The sequence below is a fragment of the Xanthomonas arboricola genome (assembly GCF_002940665.1).
Lineage (GTDB): Bacteria > Pseudomonadota > Gammaproteobacteria > Xanthomonadales > Xanthomonadaceae > Xanthomonas > Xanthomonas arboricola_B.
The window spans coordinates 825795-839019 of record NZ_MIGY01000002.1 but is presented as its reverse complement, the minus strand read 5'-3'; the positions used below and the strand labels follow the sequence as shown (position 1 = coordinate 839019).

General features: G+C 63.3%; 14 protein-coding genes. 8 read left to right on the top strand and 6 right to left on the bottom strand.

What is annotated here, in order from left to right:
- Window positions 1–18: 18 nt before the first annotated feature.
- The 6 genes from XarjCFBP7645_RS10790 to XarjCFBP7645_RS10765 all read right to left on the bottom strand — a co-directional run bounded on the left by XarjCFBP7645_RS10790 (window position 19) and on the right by XarjCFBP7645_RS10765 (window position 4630).
- On the bottom strand, window positions 19–384 hold the full coding sequence (locus XarjCFBP7645_RS10790; protein WP_002806565.1) for a response regulator: 366 nt from the start codon (window positions 382–384) through the stop codon (window positions 19–21).
- Entirely contained in the window at window positions 381–689 is a 309-nt protein-coding gene (locus XarjCFBP7645_RS10785; RefSeq protein WP_104537481.1) for an STAS domain-containing protein, read from the bottom strand. Before XarjCFBP7645_RS10785 ends, XarjCFBP7645_RS10790 begins: the two co-directional genes overlap by 4 nt.
- A gap of 103 nt (window positions 690–792) precedes the next feature.
- Complete coding sequence (locus XarjCFBP7645_RS10780) at window positions 793–2127, bottom strand: chemotaxis protein CheW (RefSeq protein ID WP_104537480.1); 1335 nt, start codon at window positions 2125–2127, stop codon at window positions 793–795.
- Window positions 2124–2906, bottom strand: a complete 783-nt coding sequence (locus tag XarjCFBP7645_RS10775; RefSeq protein WP_104537479.1) for a ParA family protein — start codon at window positions 2904–2906, stop codon at window positions 2124–2126. The genes XarjCFBP7645_RS10780 and XarjCFBP7645_RS10775 overlap by 4 nt, the downstream gene beginning before the upstream one ends.
- Before the next feature lies 1 nt (window position 2907).
- Window positions 2908–3882 (bottom strand): flagellar motor protein MotD, encoded by a 975-nt coding sequence (motD, locus tag XarjCFBP7645_RS10770; RefSeq protein WP_104537478.1) that lies wholly within the window; start codon window positions 3880–3882, stop codon window positions 2908–2910.
- 7 nt (window positions 3883–3889) lie between these two features.
- On the bottom strand, window positions 3890–4630 hold the full coding sequence (locus tag XarjCFBP7645_RS10765) for a flagellar motor protein (RefSeq protein ID WP_104537477.1): 741 nt from the start codon (window positions 4628–4630) through the stop codon (window positions 3890–3892).
- A gap of 649 nt (window positions 4631–5279) precedes the next feature.
- Here XarjCFBP7645_RS10765 and XarjCFBP7645_RS10755 point away from each other — a divergent pair.
- The 8 genes from XarjCFBP7645_RS10755 (at window position 5280) to XarjCFBP7645_RS10710 (ending at window position 13221) form a co-directional block, all read left to right on the top strand.
- Window positions 5280–8435, top strand: coding sequence for a TonB-dependent receptor (locus XarjCFBP7645_RS10755; protein ID WP_181126287.1), 3156 nt, complete (start codon window positions 5280–5282; stop codon window positions 8433–8435).
- A 167-nt stretch (window positions 8436–8602) separates the two neighbouring features.
- Window positions 8603–9112, top strand: a complete 510-nt coding sequence (locus XarjCFBP7645_RS10750) for a hypothetical protein (RefSeq protein WP_144422835.1) — start codon at window positions 8603–8605, stop codon at window positions 9110–9112.
- On the top strand, window positions 9109–9318 hold the full coding sequence (locus XarjCFBP7645_RS10745; RefSeq protein WP_053045474.1) for a hypothetical protein: 210 nt from the start codon (window positions 9109–9111) through the stop codon (window positions 9316–9318). The genes XarjCFBP7645_RS10750 and XarjCFBP7645_RS10745 overlap by 4 nt, the downstream gene beginning before the upstream one ends.
- Before the next feature lie 33 nt (window positions 9319–9351).
- Window positions 9352–10020 carry a hypothetical protein gene (locus XarjCFBP7645_RS10740; RefSeq protein WP_104537475.1) on the top strand — a complete coding sequence of 223 codons (669 nt, stop codon included), beginning with the start codon at window positions 9352–9354 and terminating at the stop codon, window positions 10018–10020.
- 424 nt (window positions 10021–10444) lie between these two features.
- Window positions 10445–11542, top strand: a complete 1098-nt coding sequence (locus XarjCFBP7645_RS10730; protein WP_104537473.1) for an IS5 family transposase — start codon at window positions 10445–10447, stop codon at window positions 11540–11542.
- Between the two features lie 107 nt (window positions 11543–11649).
- Window positions 11650–12126: an abortive infection family protein gene (locus XarjCFBP7645_RS10725; protein ID WP_104537472.1), complete on the top strand. Its 477-nt coding sequence runs from the start codon at window positions 11650–11652 to the stop codon at window positions 12124–12126.
- Window positions 12127–12541: 415 nt separating this feature from the next.
- On the top strand, window positions 12542–12808 hold the full coding sequence (locus XarjCFBP7645_RS21935) for a hypothetical protein (protein WP_258079542.1): 267 nt from the start codon (window positions 12542–12544) through the stop codon (window positions 12806–12808).
- The gene (locus tag XarjCFBP7645_RS10710; RefSeq protein ID WP_104537470.1) at window positions 12805–13221 is read left to right on the top strand and encodes a SymE family type I addiction module toxin; all 417 of its coding nucleotides are present in this window, start codon (window positions 12805–12807) and stop codon (window positions 13219–13221) included. Before XarjCFBP7645_RS21935 ends, XarjCFBP7645_RS10710 begins: the two co-directional genes overlap by 4 nt.
- The last annotated feature ends 4 nt before the right edge of the window (window positions 13222–13225 follow it).

Below are 13225 nucleotides of genomic sequence, written 5' to 3'. Positions count from 1 at the left end.
ATGGTGAGGCAAGTGGAATTAACCCAGGACTTTCTGGACGGTGGCGATCAGCTGTTCCGGATTGAACGGCTTGACCAGCCAGCCGGTGGCACCGGCCGCCTTGCCTTCGGACTTCTTGTCGGCCGCCGACTCGGTGGTGAGCATCAGCATCGGGGTGAACTTGTAGTCCGGCAGCTGGCGCAGCTCGCGGATCAGCGAGATGCCGTCCATGTTGGGCATGTTCACGTCGGTCACCACCGCATTGAAGCGTTGGCCCTTCGCGCGGCCCAGCGCAACGGCGCCGTCCTCGGCTTCTTCGACGGCAAAGCCGGCAGAGGTGAGGGCGAAAGAGACCATCTGGCGCATCGACGCCGAATCGTCCACCACCAAGATACGTGCGCTCATGCGGCGTTCTCCACAGATTTCAGGTTGTCATTGGATGCGGAAAGTCCGAGCGCGTCGGTGACGCCGAGCAGACGGACCGCATCTCTAAAAGTGTCGTTGCAGCCATCGAATTCGGTATGCAACCCCGCCTGGCGGCGGGTCTGCACAAAGGCGCAGAGCAACTGCACGCTGGCGGTATGGATACGCCGGACCTCGCCGGCATTGAGCACCAGGTCGCCGTCCTGGGCAAGGAACGCGGCAAGCTTCTGCTTGAGGTCGGCGCTGGTCTCGATGCCGAGATCCTCACCCAATGTCACTGTGCTCATTGTTGCTCCGAACGGATGGTTCTATGCGTACTAACGGCGGGGGGCGGGAAAGCTTTAACGGTGAATCGCTGCGCGTGCAGGTGCGCGTCAGCTGCGCGGTGGATCAGTGCAGCAAATGGCTGGCATCGAGCAGGATCATCGGTTGATGGCCCAGCCGCGCGACGCCGCGGAACAGGTTGTTGGAGATGCGGCACAGGCGTGCGTTGTCCGGTGGTTCGATCTGCTGATCGGTCAGGCTGGTGACGTCTTCCACCGCCGACACGCGCAGGCCCATGGTCTCGCCGTTTTCTTCCAGCACCACCACGCGCGTCTGCAGATCCATGTTGATCGGCGCCGAGCCCAGATGCATGCCCAGATCGATCACCGGCACCACCTGGCCACGCAGGTTCATGATGCCGAGCATCGCGCTGGCAGTGCCGCGCAGTGGCAGCAGCGGTACCGGCAGCACCACTTCCTGCACCTTGAGCAATTCGAGCGCATAGGTCTGCTCGCCGCAGCGCAGGCGCAGCCAGCGCGTGCTGCGTTCGCTGGCGCGCCGCTCGGCCTGGATGTGCTCGGCCTGGCCGGGAGCCAGCAGTGCCTGCAGGCCTTGCGGGTAGATCGGCGGCGGCGGTGCGCGGTGCGGCGCCGGTGCAGAGCGCGGCGGTGCCGGTGCGGGTGCCGGCGGGGCAGGTGCGGCATCGGCAAAGGCCGGGTCGGCGTCCATCTCCGAAAGCAGATCGGCCGCCAGCAGGTCGGCGCCGGAGGCAGCCGTGGCGAAGGCCGGGTCTGCGTCCATTTCGGCCATCAGATCGGCGGTGCTCATGAACGGGCTAGGGGCAGCGGTGGCAAACGCCGGGTCGGCATCCATCTCGGCGAGGAAATCGGCAGCGATGTCGGCGGCGCTGGGCGCGGCGGTCACCGGCGGCCCGAAGGCCGGGTCGGCATCCATCTCGGCGAGGAAATCGGCGGCGATGTCGGCGACGCTGGGCGCGGCGGTCACCGGCGGCCCGAAGGCCGGGTCGGCATCCGTCTCGGCGAGGAAATCGGCGGCGATGTCGGCGGCGCTGGGCGCGGCGATCACCGGCGGCCCGAAGGCCGGGTCGGCATCCATTTCGGCGAGGAAATCGGCGGCGATGTCGGCGGCGCTGGGCGCGGCGGCCGCCGGCGGCCCAAAGGCCGGGTCGGCATCCATTTCAGCAAGGAAATCGGCGGCGATCGCGTCGGCGCCCAGCACTGCGGCAATCGCATTGGAGGTCGCCGCTTCAGAGACAGCGGCGGTATCGGGAGCGGCATCGGTCTGTACCGACGGCTCGGCCAGTGCGACATCCGCATCGGCGGCGTCCGGTGCGCCAGCGACGGCGGCAACGGCAGCCGGGGCCGGGATCTCGGCGCCGGCATCGTGCAACAGGCCTTCCAGATAATCGTCCAGTTCGCCGTTGGCGGTGTGGTTGCTCATGCGGCTTGCTCCATGCGCATCGCGTCATCGGCCAGCACCCATTCCAGCGCGCGGCGATAGGCGGACAGGCCGCGGCCCTGATAGTCGCCGCCGGTGGCGGGGACGGTCAGGGCGGCGGCATTGCAGATTCGGGTGTCCACCGGCACCGCGTCTTCCCAGACGATAGCGCCGTAGGTGTCCTGCATCTCCTTGAGCGTCTCGGTGCCGGCGCGGGTGCGACGGTCGAACAGGGTCGGCAGGATCGACACCGGAAGCGCGCGGCGACGCGAACGCTGCACCATGTCGGCGGTACGTACCATGCTGGCCAGGCCATGCAGCGCGAGCGGCTCGGCCTGGGTCGGCACCACTACCCGGTCGCACGCAGCCAACGCGTTGATCATCAGCAGGCCGAGCGTGGGCGGGCAGTCCAGCAGGATGTAATCGTGCTGGCCGGCATGCCGGGTCATCGCGTTCTGCAGGGCCAGGCCCAGGCCGGGCTGGTTGGCGCTGCGGCGTTCCAGCGTGGCCAGGGCGGCTTGCGCGCACACATATGACAGGCCGGGGATGGCGCTTTCATGGGCCAGGCTGGCCAGGTCGCTCGGCGGGGTGCCGAACAGGTCCAGTACCCCGCGCGGCGGCGGGTCGATCGCCACACCGAACGCGCGGGTGAGTGAGGAGTGCGGATCGAGGTCGATTAGCAATACCCGGTGGCCGAGCGCGGCCAGGCCACGACCCAATGCCAGCGTCGTGGTGGTCTTGCCGACGCCACCCTTTTGGTTGGCGATTGCCCAGATACGCATCTCACTGCACTCCTTGAATTACGGCGGGGACGGAACTTGTGCCGCTTTCGGTGGTGACGGCCGTTTGGCCGCCGTCAGACTTGGGAAGCTTGGGCGCCCCGGCGGCGGTCGCATTCATCTGCGATGGCGGATCGGGTGCGAGTGAGCCAGCCGAGTCAGCGAGGATGATCAACACCACACGCCGGTTCGCATTCCGTCCCGCCTCAGTGCTGTTATCGGCACGTGCGCGGAATTCTCCATAGCCCACCATCGCCAATCGCTGCGGGGCGACGCCGTCGTCGGCAAACAGGTGCACCACGCTGGCGGCGCGCGCGGCCGACAGTTCCCAGTTGGAGGGGAACTGTGCGGTCGCAATCGGCTGGTTGTCGGTATAGCCCTCCACGCGCACGCCGTTGGGCGCATCGCGCAACACCGCGGCCAGCGCCGACAAGGTGCCGCGGGCGTTGCCGGCCAGGGAGGCCGAGCCGGTGCCGAACAGGATGTCGCTGTTGATCTCCACCTCGATCCACAGATCGTTGCGGCGGATGGTGATGAGTTTCTGCTCGATCAACGGCGCCAGCGTCTTGCCCAGCTGCTGGGCCACCGCGTCCATCTGCCGCTGCGCGCGCGCCAGCTGCGCCTGGTTGCGTAGCGACACCGGCATGCGCATCTGCGCGGCCATCGACGGCAGCAGGGTCGGATCGGTCGGTCCGCTAGACGCGGCCATCGGCGCGCCGGCCTTGATCACCGACGGGCGGTCGTAATCGGCGCCCAGAGCCTGGGTCTTGCCGATCTGCACCGGGCTGGCGGCAGTGGACGAGCCGCCGAAGGCGGTGGTCAGCGCCTGCGCCATGACCTTGTACTTGCCCTCGTTGAGCGAGGAAATGGCGTACATCACCACGAAGAACGCCAGCAGCAGCGTCATCAGATCGGCATACGGAATCGCCCACGCTTCGTGGTTGCCATGGTCTTCGTGATGTTTGCGACGGCGGGCCATGACGGGACTAATGCAAGTATCCGGCCAGTTTCGACTCGATGTTGCGCGGGTTCTCGCCCTGGGCGATCGCAATCAGGCCTTCGATCGCCATTTCGCGCTCGTTGGTGCTGCAATGGATGACGCTCTTGAGCTTGGCGGCGACCGGCAGGAACAGCAGATTGGCCGAGGCGATGCCGTAGATGGTGGCGGTGAACGCCGCGGCGATGCCGTGCCCGAGCATGGCCGGGTCGGCCAGGTTCTTCATCACTGCCATCAGGCCCAGTACCGCACCGATGATGCCCAGCGTGGGCGCATAGATGCCCATGCCTTCGAACACCTTGGCCGCGGCAAGATCCTGACGCTCCTGGTTGTCCATTTCGATCTCGAGCATATGCCGCATGGATTCGGGCTCCACGCCATCGACCAGCATCTGCAGGCCCTTGCGCAGGAACGCGTCGTCCTGGCGCGGGAGCTGGTCTTCCAGGCCCAGCAGGCCCTGGCGGCGGGCGATGTTGCTCCATTCCACGATCCGTGCCACCAGCTGCGGGCGATCGCTGGCCGGCGGCTGGATCACCCAGCGCAGGATCTTGAAGGCGCGCCGGAAAACCGCCGGCGAGGTATGCAGCAGGATCGCCGCCACGGTCCCGACGATCACGATCACGAAGGCCGCCGGCGACCACAGCGACGAAATGCCGGCACCTTTCAACACGCTGCCGCCCACGATCGCCACGAGCGCAAGCACCAGTCCGATAATGCTGAGTCTGTCCATGGAAGCGATATCGGCGCGAGCGCGGCGGACTTGATAGGCGCGCTTGGTTGAAGCGCCAGAAAGTTGTCGTTTTGCGGCATGGGCCGCTTCCACTCTGGCGTCGATGCATGGCTGACAGGTCATCGGCGCATGCGCTTCCGACCAGGGCGTGTCATCAATGCCGCAGCAGGCCCCGCCGCCCTTGCGCGTGTACGCAGGCAACAAGCGCGCGCATGTTCGGTGTGGCGATCGCGTTGGCGATGGCCGCCAAGCGGCGTGTGGTGGGCGATGCCCTCACGTCGATCCAGTCTATTGCTGAGCTCGGTTTCAAATAAGGTGTGTGCTGGCGCTTCGGTAAACCACTTGCGTCCGGTTGCGGGCGAGGGTGTGTTGCTTGCAGCGATCACGCTGCTGCAGCCGGCGACGCGGTAGGCCGTGCCATGCCGCGTGCAAGCGTAGCGGGGCCGGCTGCCCATCGTGGATGCCTTGCAACGCCGCTGGTCTGTTGCGCGGCAGCATGCGCTGCCGCATGGGCTGTGCTACTTAGCTTTCCACGGTATTAGAACGATCTAATTGCATCTGCGTGGAAGCGGACGCAAGAGGAGGGGCAGGTTGCCGCAACGGCGCCGGATATTTTTGTGTCACTTCGCGCAGCGTTCTTGTCCGATCGTTGGATCGACAGGAATCGGCCGAAGCCACTCACTGTTGGGAGAGCATGATCGAAATGAACTGCATGCCATTCGCACGCCACCGCAGCAGGCTGTCCGCCGGTATCGCCATCGTCTTGTTCGCGAGCGCCGCCTCTACCACCGCTGTCGCCCAGCAGGCCGACGCCACGCCGGCGCCCACGGACCAGGCCGAGGTGCAGGCCACGGACCTGGATGCGTTGACGGTGACCGGCTACCGGTACGCGATCGAAAAAAGCCTGGAGCAGAAGCGCAACGCCAACGCCGTGGTCGATGTGATCACCGCCGAGGACGTGGGCAAGTTCCCCGACAAGAACGTGGCCGATGCGCTGCAGCGCGTGCCCGGCGTGGTCATCAGCCGCGACGGCGGCGAAGGCAAGAACGTCAGTGTGCGCGGCCTGTCCTCGGAGCTGGTGCTGACCGAATTGAACGGCAACTACATCGCCACCGCCGAGTCCAACGGCGACCCGACGCGCTCGTTCAACTACACGCTGCTGCCGTCGAACCTGCTGGGCAGCGCGGAGCTGTACAAGACCCCGGAAGCGCGCATCGACGAAGGCGGCATCGGCGGCACGGTGATCCTGCAGACGCGGCGCCCGCTGGAACTGGAGCCACATTCCGGCTTCGTCTCGGCCGAGGGCACTTGGTCGGATACCAGCAAGAAGACCGACGGCCAGTTCTCCGGTTCGTATTCGTGGCACGACAAGGACAACCGCTTCGGTGTCTTCGTTGGCTACACGCAGCAGAAGCGCACCGCGCGCACGCTCAATGCCAGTACCGAGAGCTGGCAGTGGTACGGCCGCGACGAAGTCGGCCCGGCGGTCGACGTGAATGGAAATCCCTCGGACTTCAATGCCAACTGGTGGGGCGGGACCGGTTTCTGGAACCAGGACGGCAATTACTCCACCGGTTTCATGATGCCGACGGCGGTCAACCTGGACGTCAAACGCGAGGAGCGCGAGCGCAAGGGTGGGCAGCTGACCTTGCAGTTCAAGCCGACCGACGACCTGACGCTGACCGCGAACTACTTCCGTTTCGACCTGTCGCAGGACTCGCAGACCAATACCATCAAGATTCCCGAGTGGAACATTGCCCGCTATAACGGCGACGGCAACTGGCGCGGCGGCCGTCTGCTCGACGGGCTGCAGTTCGATCCCAGCGGCACGATCGTCACTGGCGCCGCCTACAGCCTGCGTCCGGGCAAGACCTACTATTGCAGCGAGGCGCAGGCCGCCGCGGCCGGCCTGCCACCGGGCGGCTGGGGCTCGGACGATTGCACCGTGCCGACGCCGCAGATCACCGGCAGCTACAACATCGAGAAATCGCAGTCGCAGACGGTGGACCTGGGCGGCGAATGGCGTGGCGAGCAGGTGGACGTGGCGTTCAAGGTCGGCCGCACCTGGGCCAAGGGCGGGCCGGAGCTGCAGTTCTCCCTGCCGATCAAGCCGCGCCTGCAGAACGCCGACGGCAGCTGGAGCAACGGCAACTTCGCCAGCGCCTGGGACCTGACTGGCATACCGAGCATGACGTTCTCGCCGCAGCTGATGCAGAACCTGCGCGACGGCATCCTGCAGGTCGACCTGGGCTCGACCGGCTCGTCCTGGACCCGTAACACCAATCAGCAGCAGTACGCGCAGATCGATACCACCTGGCATTTCGATGGCGAGGTCGTCGACTCGTTGCAGTTCGGCCTCAAGCGTCGCGACGGCGGCATCCACCGCAGTACCGGCAACAACTACTGGGTGTGCCCGGGCACCGACCCGGGCGACTACGACAACCGCTACTGGAACGGGCGCTGCAATGCCATCGCCACCCAGTTCTCGCCGGGCCTGCTGTTCGCGCAGGACAACCTGGCCGGTGGCGTCAACGCCAGCGCGTTCCCGGCGATCAACTTCCCGGGCTACATCGGCTACTTGAACCAGACCTACGGCGCGATGCAGACCCGCAGCGAAGACAACTTCGTCTACAACGTCGACGAGGAGATCTATTCCACCTACCTGCAACTCAACTTCCACATCGAGCGGCTGCGTGGCAACGTCGGCGTGCGGGTGGCGCGCACCGGCCAGCGTGCCGATTCCACCGACAAGGTGACCGCCTACAACGACTACTTCTTCGATGGCGCCGACGGCAATCCGCTGGCCTGCCAGCAGGGCGCCGCCATGCCCAGCGGCGCCCCGGCCGACACCTATTGCGGGACCGAAGGCTACTGGCGTTTGTCCGACAGCGTGCAACGCACCGAGTCGTTCGTGGTCAGCGGGCTGGACCGCAACTACACCGACGTGCTGCCGAGTTTCAACCTGGCCTACGACCTGACCGAGAACCTGCTGCTGCGCGCGGCAGCCGCCAAGGTGATCGCACGTCCCAGCTACAACGACATCGCCGCGCCTGGCAGCCTAGAGTTTTACAGTCCCGAGTATGTGGCCGACCGGCGCCTGACCGGCGGTGCCAGCGAGCAGGGCTGGTACGGCTCGGGCAGCAACAAGAACCTGGAGCCGTACAAGGCCAACCAGTTCGACCTGGGGCTGGAATGGTATTTCCACCCGGGTTCGGTGGCAGGTGTGGGACTGTTCCGCAAGAACGTGGAGAACTTTGCGGTCGACGTCATCAGCGACGTGAACATGGTGGTCGACGGGCAACCGGTCACCGTGCAGAACTACAGCACCCAGGCCGGCGGCCAGGACGCGGTCTCGCAGGGTGTGGAGCTCTACGCGCAGCACACGCTGCCATTCGGTCTTGGTGTGCAGTTCAACTACACCTACAACGATGCCAGCAAGGCGGCGGTGCGGCTGGAGGACGGCACCGAGGTCGGCAAGACCTCCATGCCGGGCAGCGCCAAGAACCAGACCAACCTCACCGTGTTCTACGAGACCGACAGCCTGCTGCTGCGCGCCTCGTACAACCGTCGCGGCGAGCTGGTGCAGGGCCTGGTCAACGGGTTGAACGTCTTTGAGGAGCCGTACTACCAGGTCGATCTGAACGCGGCGTACAACATCACCCCGGCGCTCAGCCTCACCGCCTCGGTGCTGAACCTGACCAAGCAGGAGTCACGCTCGCACCTGGGCGAGGACACCCGCGCCCGCTTCTACACCGGCGGCTACGCAGGCCGGCTGGCGTACCTCGGGCTGACCTACAAGTTCTAGGTCGCAGCGTGTCGTGCCCATGCCTGCCGCGGGGCGGTATGGGCGCGATGGTTAGGTGACGGCCGGACTGCAGTGTTCGCTGTCCGCGACGACATCGTCGCGTGTGCGCGGTCGTTCACCGCAGGATCTCATCTCACGAGGTCTCTTCTGTTGCGAACGCTCGCACCGTGGCCGTGGCTGCTATGGCGTTGTTTCGCAACCTTCTTCAATCAAACTGGTCGGCGATGCTGCGCTTGACTCAGAGTTCGCTGAGAAAAGTGAACCTGGAACCGTTATTTCTTGGGGCGACCGAAGCTCAGGCACAAGCCTTCATGGATCGCGATGAGTTGCCAAATACCAGGGTGATGGTTGCTGCCATAGAAGTGGAGGAACCTTTCAAATGCTTCCCGATCTTCACTCGGCAATTCCAGAACGGCATTGAACACCTCCATAGCTTCACCCATGGCGGCAACAAAATCGCTATTCCATACTTGGCGATGAATGAGATAGGTGCTTCCTACCAAGACGATGATGTCATCAATGCTTTGGAAAGCATTGAGGCGATTGCCCTGACATCTGTGTTGGTCACGATCATGGTTGCTGGTGAGAGCAGCCATGAAATCGCTGGCGGTGTGCTCCAAAGATTTGGTGCTGAGTTTCAAATTCCAACAAGCCGACCTAAGCCTATCGAGCCATGACCAAGAAGCTGCCCCAGCTCTACATCATGAATATTGAGCAGAAGATCGAGCTTCTGCAGAAGTATGGCTACATCATCAATGGTGACGAGGACTCTAAGGATGAAAGGGTTCTTCTCAAAATGGAGAGCGCGCCGACCATCTTTAAGGTTGGGGGGGCAGGATCATTCAGACAAAAATTCCAGCCGTTGAAAGGGCTGTCGCTGTAAAATCTGCTGATCATTGTTCAGGGGGAACATGGAATGGCATGGATTGATCGGTCGGTAATCAGCAGACTGTTAGGGGAGAGGGCACCCCATGGACCTGAGTCAATCACCGATGATGTGGCTCAGGTCTTCAACGCCATTGGCAAAGACGCTTGGACGCATGTCCCCACCCAAGATATGGGGATTGGAGGCCAAATTGTCTCTCCGCACATCGGCGAATTATCCAGCTTTCTGGACCGTTACAACGAAGCTCCTAAGTGGTTCAAGATCAAGCAGCTGGACTGGCTGCTTGCTGACGCTCTTTGCTATGCAGAAGTCAACCAGACCATGCACACTTGGCGCTATCCCAAGTGGACCAGGAGTGGCAAATTCCGGTGGGGAAAGCTAGCTTTAAAAGTTGGAGCGTTCGTCCTGACTTGGGGGATATGGCTTGCCATTCTTGGCTTCCTCAGCACGATTTCTGGGTGGTGGATTGGGATCTGGGTAACGCTCACTATCCTCAATGTCGGATTTGGAATTCGCAGCAAGATCAAGCGGGACAAGTTGATGGTGTCTATGATCGATGCATACCACACCCTCGACTCCATCCACCCAAGTTGGTCAAACACTTGGAATAGCTTGCAGAAGAGCAAGGACCTTGGGGCAAAGTGGCCAACACCACTTCTGAGGCTTGTCGAGGACAAGTCAAGAGGTCACCATGCTTAAAGAATTCCCAAGGCCGCTTGCTAGCATCGTCGGTGAGATCATCGGCACCTACTACTTCCACCACAAGTCCATCGAGACGCTGTTCTATGAAGCAGGTGCTTCTGGTGACCCACCAGAGGGGAATGTTTACAAGAAGACTGAACTATGGCTCATTCGAGAGGGAAGGGAGGATGCAGCAAAGTCACTGCTGATTCTTGGGAAGGTCGTTGAAGACCTGATGGATGGTGATAGTGATAGGAACATTCCTTATGGTGAGAAGCCGAAATTCATCAAACGACTAACAGATGCACTTGCACGCAACCAGTTGAGCTACGGGTNATCTATGGTGCTACGAGTGTCACAGCACCAAGCAAGGCCTTAGCAGGCTGCTGAAATACCGCCCACCTCGATAGACTATTCGGTACGACCCAACGGATGCCCCTTCATGCGCGGAACCGACGTTTTCATGGAGCAATTGTTCACGGTGAAGCGTCTGGAGGACTTCGTGCCCGCCGATCACCCGCTGCGCCTAGTTCGGGGGATGGTCAACGAAGCGCTGATCAGGCTGGATGGGCTTTTCACCCAGATGTATGCCGCCGACGCCAAAGGCGGCCGGCCGAGCATCGCGCCGGAGAAGCTGCTGCGGGCGATGCTGCTGCAGGTGTTCTACAGCATCCGTTCGGAACGGCAGTTGATGGAGCAGGTGCAGTACAACCTGCTGTATCGCTGGTTCATCGGGTTGTCGATGGACGATGCGGTGTGGGTGCCGACAGTGTTCAGCAAGAACCGGGAGCGGTTGATCAAGCACGATGCGGTGGTCGCCCTGTTCAACGAGGTGGTGGCGATGGCCGATGATCGGGGCTGGCTGTCGGGTGAGCACTTCAGCGTGGACGGAACCCTGATCCAGGCGTGGGCGGGCCACAAGAGTTTCGTGCGCAAGGACGGGGACGACGAGGACGGCAGCGACTTCAAGGGCCGCAAGCGCAGCAATGAGACGCATGCGTCCACGACCGATCCCGATGCGCGCCTGTACCGCAAGGGCAACACGGCAAGCGAACTGCGCTACATCGGGCACACGTTGAGCGACAACCGGCATGGACTGATCGCCAATGCGCGGGTGACGCGCGCCGATGGCTACGCCGAGCGCGAGGCGGCCAAGGCGATGCTGGGCGACGCGCGCCAGGCGGCGGCGGAGGACGCGGAGGTGACGGCGGGCGCGGACAAGGCTTACGACGCGGCCGAGTTCATCGAGGCGCTGCAGGAAATGCGAGTCGTCCCGCATGTGGCGCAGAACACCTCCGGTCGCCGCTCTGCGGTTGCGGAGGAGATTGCGGCCAGTGATGGGTACGCGGTCTCGCAACGCAAGCGCAAGCTGATCGAACAGGGGTTCGGTTGGGCCAAGTCGATCGGGCGCATTCGCCAGGCGATGGTGCGTGGGCTGGAGAAGGTGGACCAGATGTTCGTGTTGAACATGGCGGCCTACAACCTGGTGCGAATGCGGACCTTGGGACAGGTGTGCCTGCAATCTGGGAAAGCGGCATGAATCGGGCGTTTGGAGTCCCTCATGCAGTGCAGTGCGAGCACTGGGAACGTCGATTTCAATACGAAGCGATCAGCATCGCAGTTGCTGGCTCACACGTTGGCCGATGATTGCTTCGTCGCGACTGGTATTTCAGCAGCCTGTTAGGCGAAGCCCTCAAAGAATTCTCTGTTGCTGAGATCGAAGATGAGTTCAGCCGAGCAAACCGCTTCATCGATTCGGACCCGCCAGGAGCCGTAACAGCAGCCTGTGCCATCGTTGAGGCGCTCTGCAAGCACTACATCGCAGTAGAGAAGCTGGATCTTTCCAGCGTCCAAACGGTTAAGCCGCTGTGGCAGGCAGTCTCTAAGCACTTGAAGCTGTCACCCGATCGTGTCGAGGACGATGATTTGAAGCGCGTGCTCAGTGGTCTCAGCTCTATCGTTGATGGACTTGGTGCGTTCAGAACCCATGCTGGCAGCGCTCATGGTCAGCACAAGAGAACCTACAAAGTTGCACCACGACATGCACGCTTAGTTGTGCATGCGGCGCACTCCCTTTGTCTTTTCATTATTGAAACATGGCGCGCACGAAGCGCTGAGAAATAAGAGATCACATGGAAGCTCATACCCGTAATTTGAAGAAGCTGCTTGGGCGTAATGGGGTCAGGTGCACTTATCAGGCAACGGCGCTCGGCTTGCGTGGCCCGTATGGAACTGCGCCAACGGCGCACATAGCCGCGCGAGACCCGTCAGCGTGTATTGACACGCCAGACCGTGTACTTGCAATCTAGTCCCAAGGAGCGTCGAAACTCCTCACGTAGCGGTACCCACCTCCGTCAAACCGGTGGGTTTTTTGTGCCTGCATCCTGCAGGTACAAGCCGACGCAATGCCTGCGTCGGGAGGGCGGCTAATACAACACCCGCAAGGGGAATATGCCCGCCGGCTACGTGCGGTTTCGAACCTCCCGACATCCCGTCGCCGTTGGCGGCGGTTCTTGGGTTGTTCCAGGAGGGCGTTGCCATGTCTACCGCACCATCCCTGCCGGCATCTGTGCCGGTTGATCTGTTGCCAATCACCGCTCACCGCCTACGTTGGGATGTGGGCGAGGTGCTGCACCGGCTCGCACGCGCGGCTGTTGAGCCGGCGAGCGAGCATCCCGCGCATCCGCTGAGTCGCCAGCCCGGTGTGTTGCCGCACACCTCGCGCCGCCGGGTCGCACGCACGACGGTGGGGTTGCAGCAGTGCTTTGCCGCATCCATCACCCGCCACCAGCCGGAGGCGCCATGACGCGCCGCCGCCCACCCACGGCAACTGCCAGCGCACGGCCCACCCGCACGCGTACGCGCCCCACACCGCCCAAGCGGGTGCAGTGGGTCGTTGTGGAACCCGACCGCACCAAGCTGCCACCGATGCTGCCACCCGACCCGGACGCCTCCCCGCAAGGCCCCGGCACGCTACGCGCGCCCCGCCGCGCCCGCCGCCCGCGCCAATGCACCGTCAGCTACACCCATTACCCCGGCGCCCACGACCACGCCGGCGACCAGCACGTGCCCCACGTCCGCCTCAGCGGCCTATGGCTAGAACAACTGGGCTTTGCCATCGGCACCAAGCTGCGCATCACCGCCAGCGCGGGGCAGCTGCTGATGGAGGTGTTGCCGCCGGCGGAGGCGCCGGCCAGGGCGCGTAGCGTGCGGCGATGATGCG

What these genes read in the sequence shown, in the direction of transcription:
- XarjCFBP7645_RS10790 (WP_002806565.1), bottom strand. Translation starts at nt 384, where the DNA reads ATGAGCGCACGTATCTTGGTGGTGGACGATTCGGCGTCGATGCGCCAG.
- XarjCFBP7645_RS10745 (WP_053045474.1), top strand. Translation starts at nt 9,109, where the DNA reads ATGACCAAGAAGCTGCCCCAGCTCTACATCATGAATATTGAGCAGAAG.
- XarjCFBP7645_RS21935 (WP_258079542.1), top strand. Translation starts at nt 12,542, where the DNA reads ATGTCTACCGCACCATCCCTGCCGGCATCTGTGCCGGTTGATCTGTTG.
- XarjCFBP7645_RS10765 (WP_104537477.1), bottom strand. Translation starts at nt 4,630, where the DNA reads ATGGACAGACTCAGCATTATCGGACTGGTGCTTGCGCTCGTGGCGATC.
- XarjCFBP7645_RS10785 (WP_104537481.1), bottom strand. Translation starts at nt 689, where the DNA reads ATGAGCACAGTGACATTGGGTGAGGATCTCGGCATCGAGACCAGCGCC.
- XarjCFBP7645_RS10780 (WP_104537480.1), bottom strand. Translation starts at nt 2,127, where the DNA reads ATGAGCAACCACACCGCCAACGGCGAACTGGACGATTATCTGGAAGGC.
- XarjCFBP7645_RS10740 (WP_104537475.1), top strand. Translation starts at nt 9,352, where the DNA reads ATGGCATGGATTGATCGGTCGGTAATCAGCAGACTGTTAGGGGAGAGG.
- XarjCFBP7645_RS10710 (WP_104537470.1), top strand. Translation starts at nt 12,805, where the DNA reads ATGACGCGCCGCCGCCCACCCACGGCAACTGCCAGCGCACGGCCCACC.
- XarjCFBP7645_RS10775 (WP_104537479.1), bottom strand. Translation starts at nt 2,906, where the DNA reads ATGCGTATCTGGGCAATCGCCAACCAAAAGGGTGGCGTCGGCAAGACC.
- XarjCFBP7645_RS10730 (WP_104537473.1), top strand. Translation starts at nt 10,445, where the DNA reads ATGCGCGGAACCGACGTTTTCATGGAGCAATTGTTCACGGTGAAGCGT.
- motD (WP_104537478.1), bottom strand. Translation starts at nt 3,882, where the DNA reads ATGGCCCGCCGTCGCAAACATCACGAAGACCATGGCAACCACGAAGCG.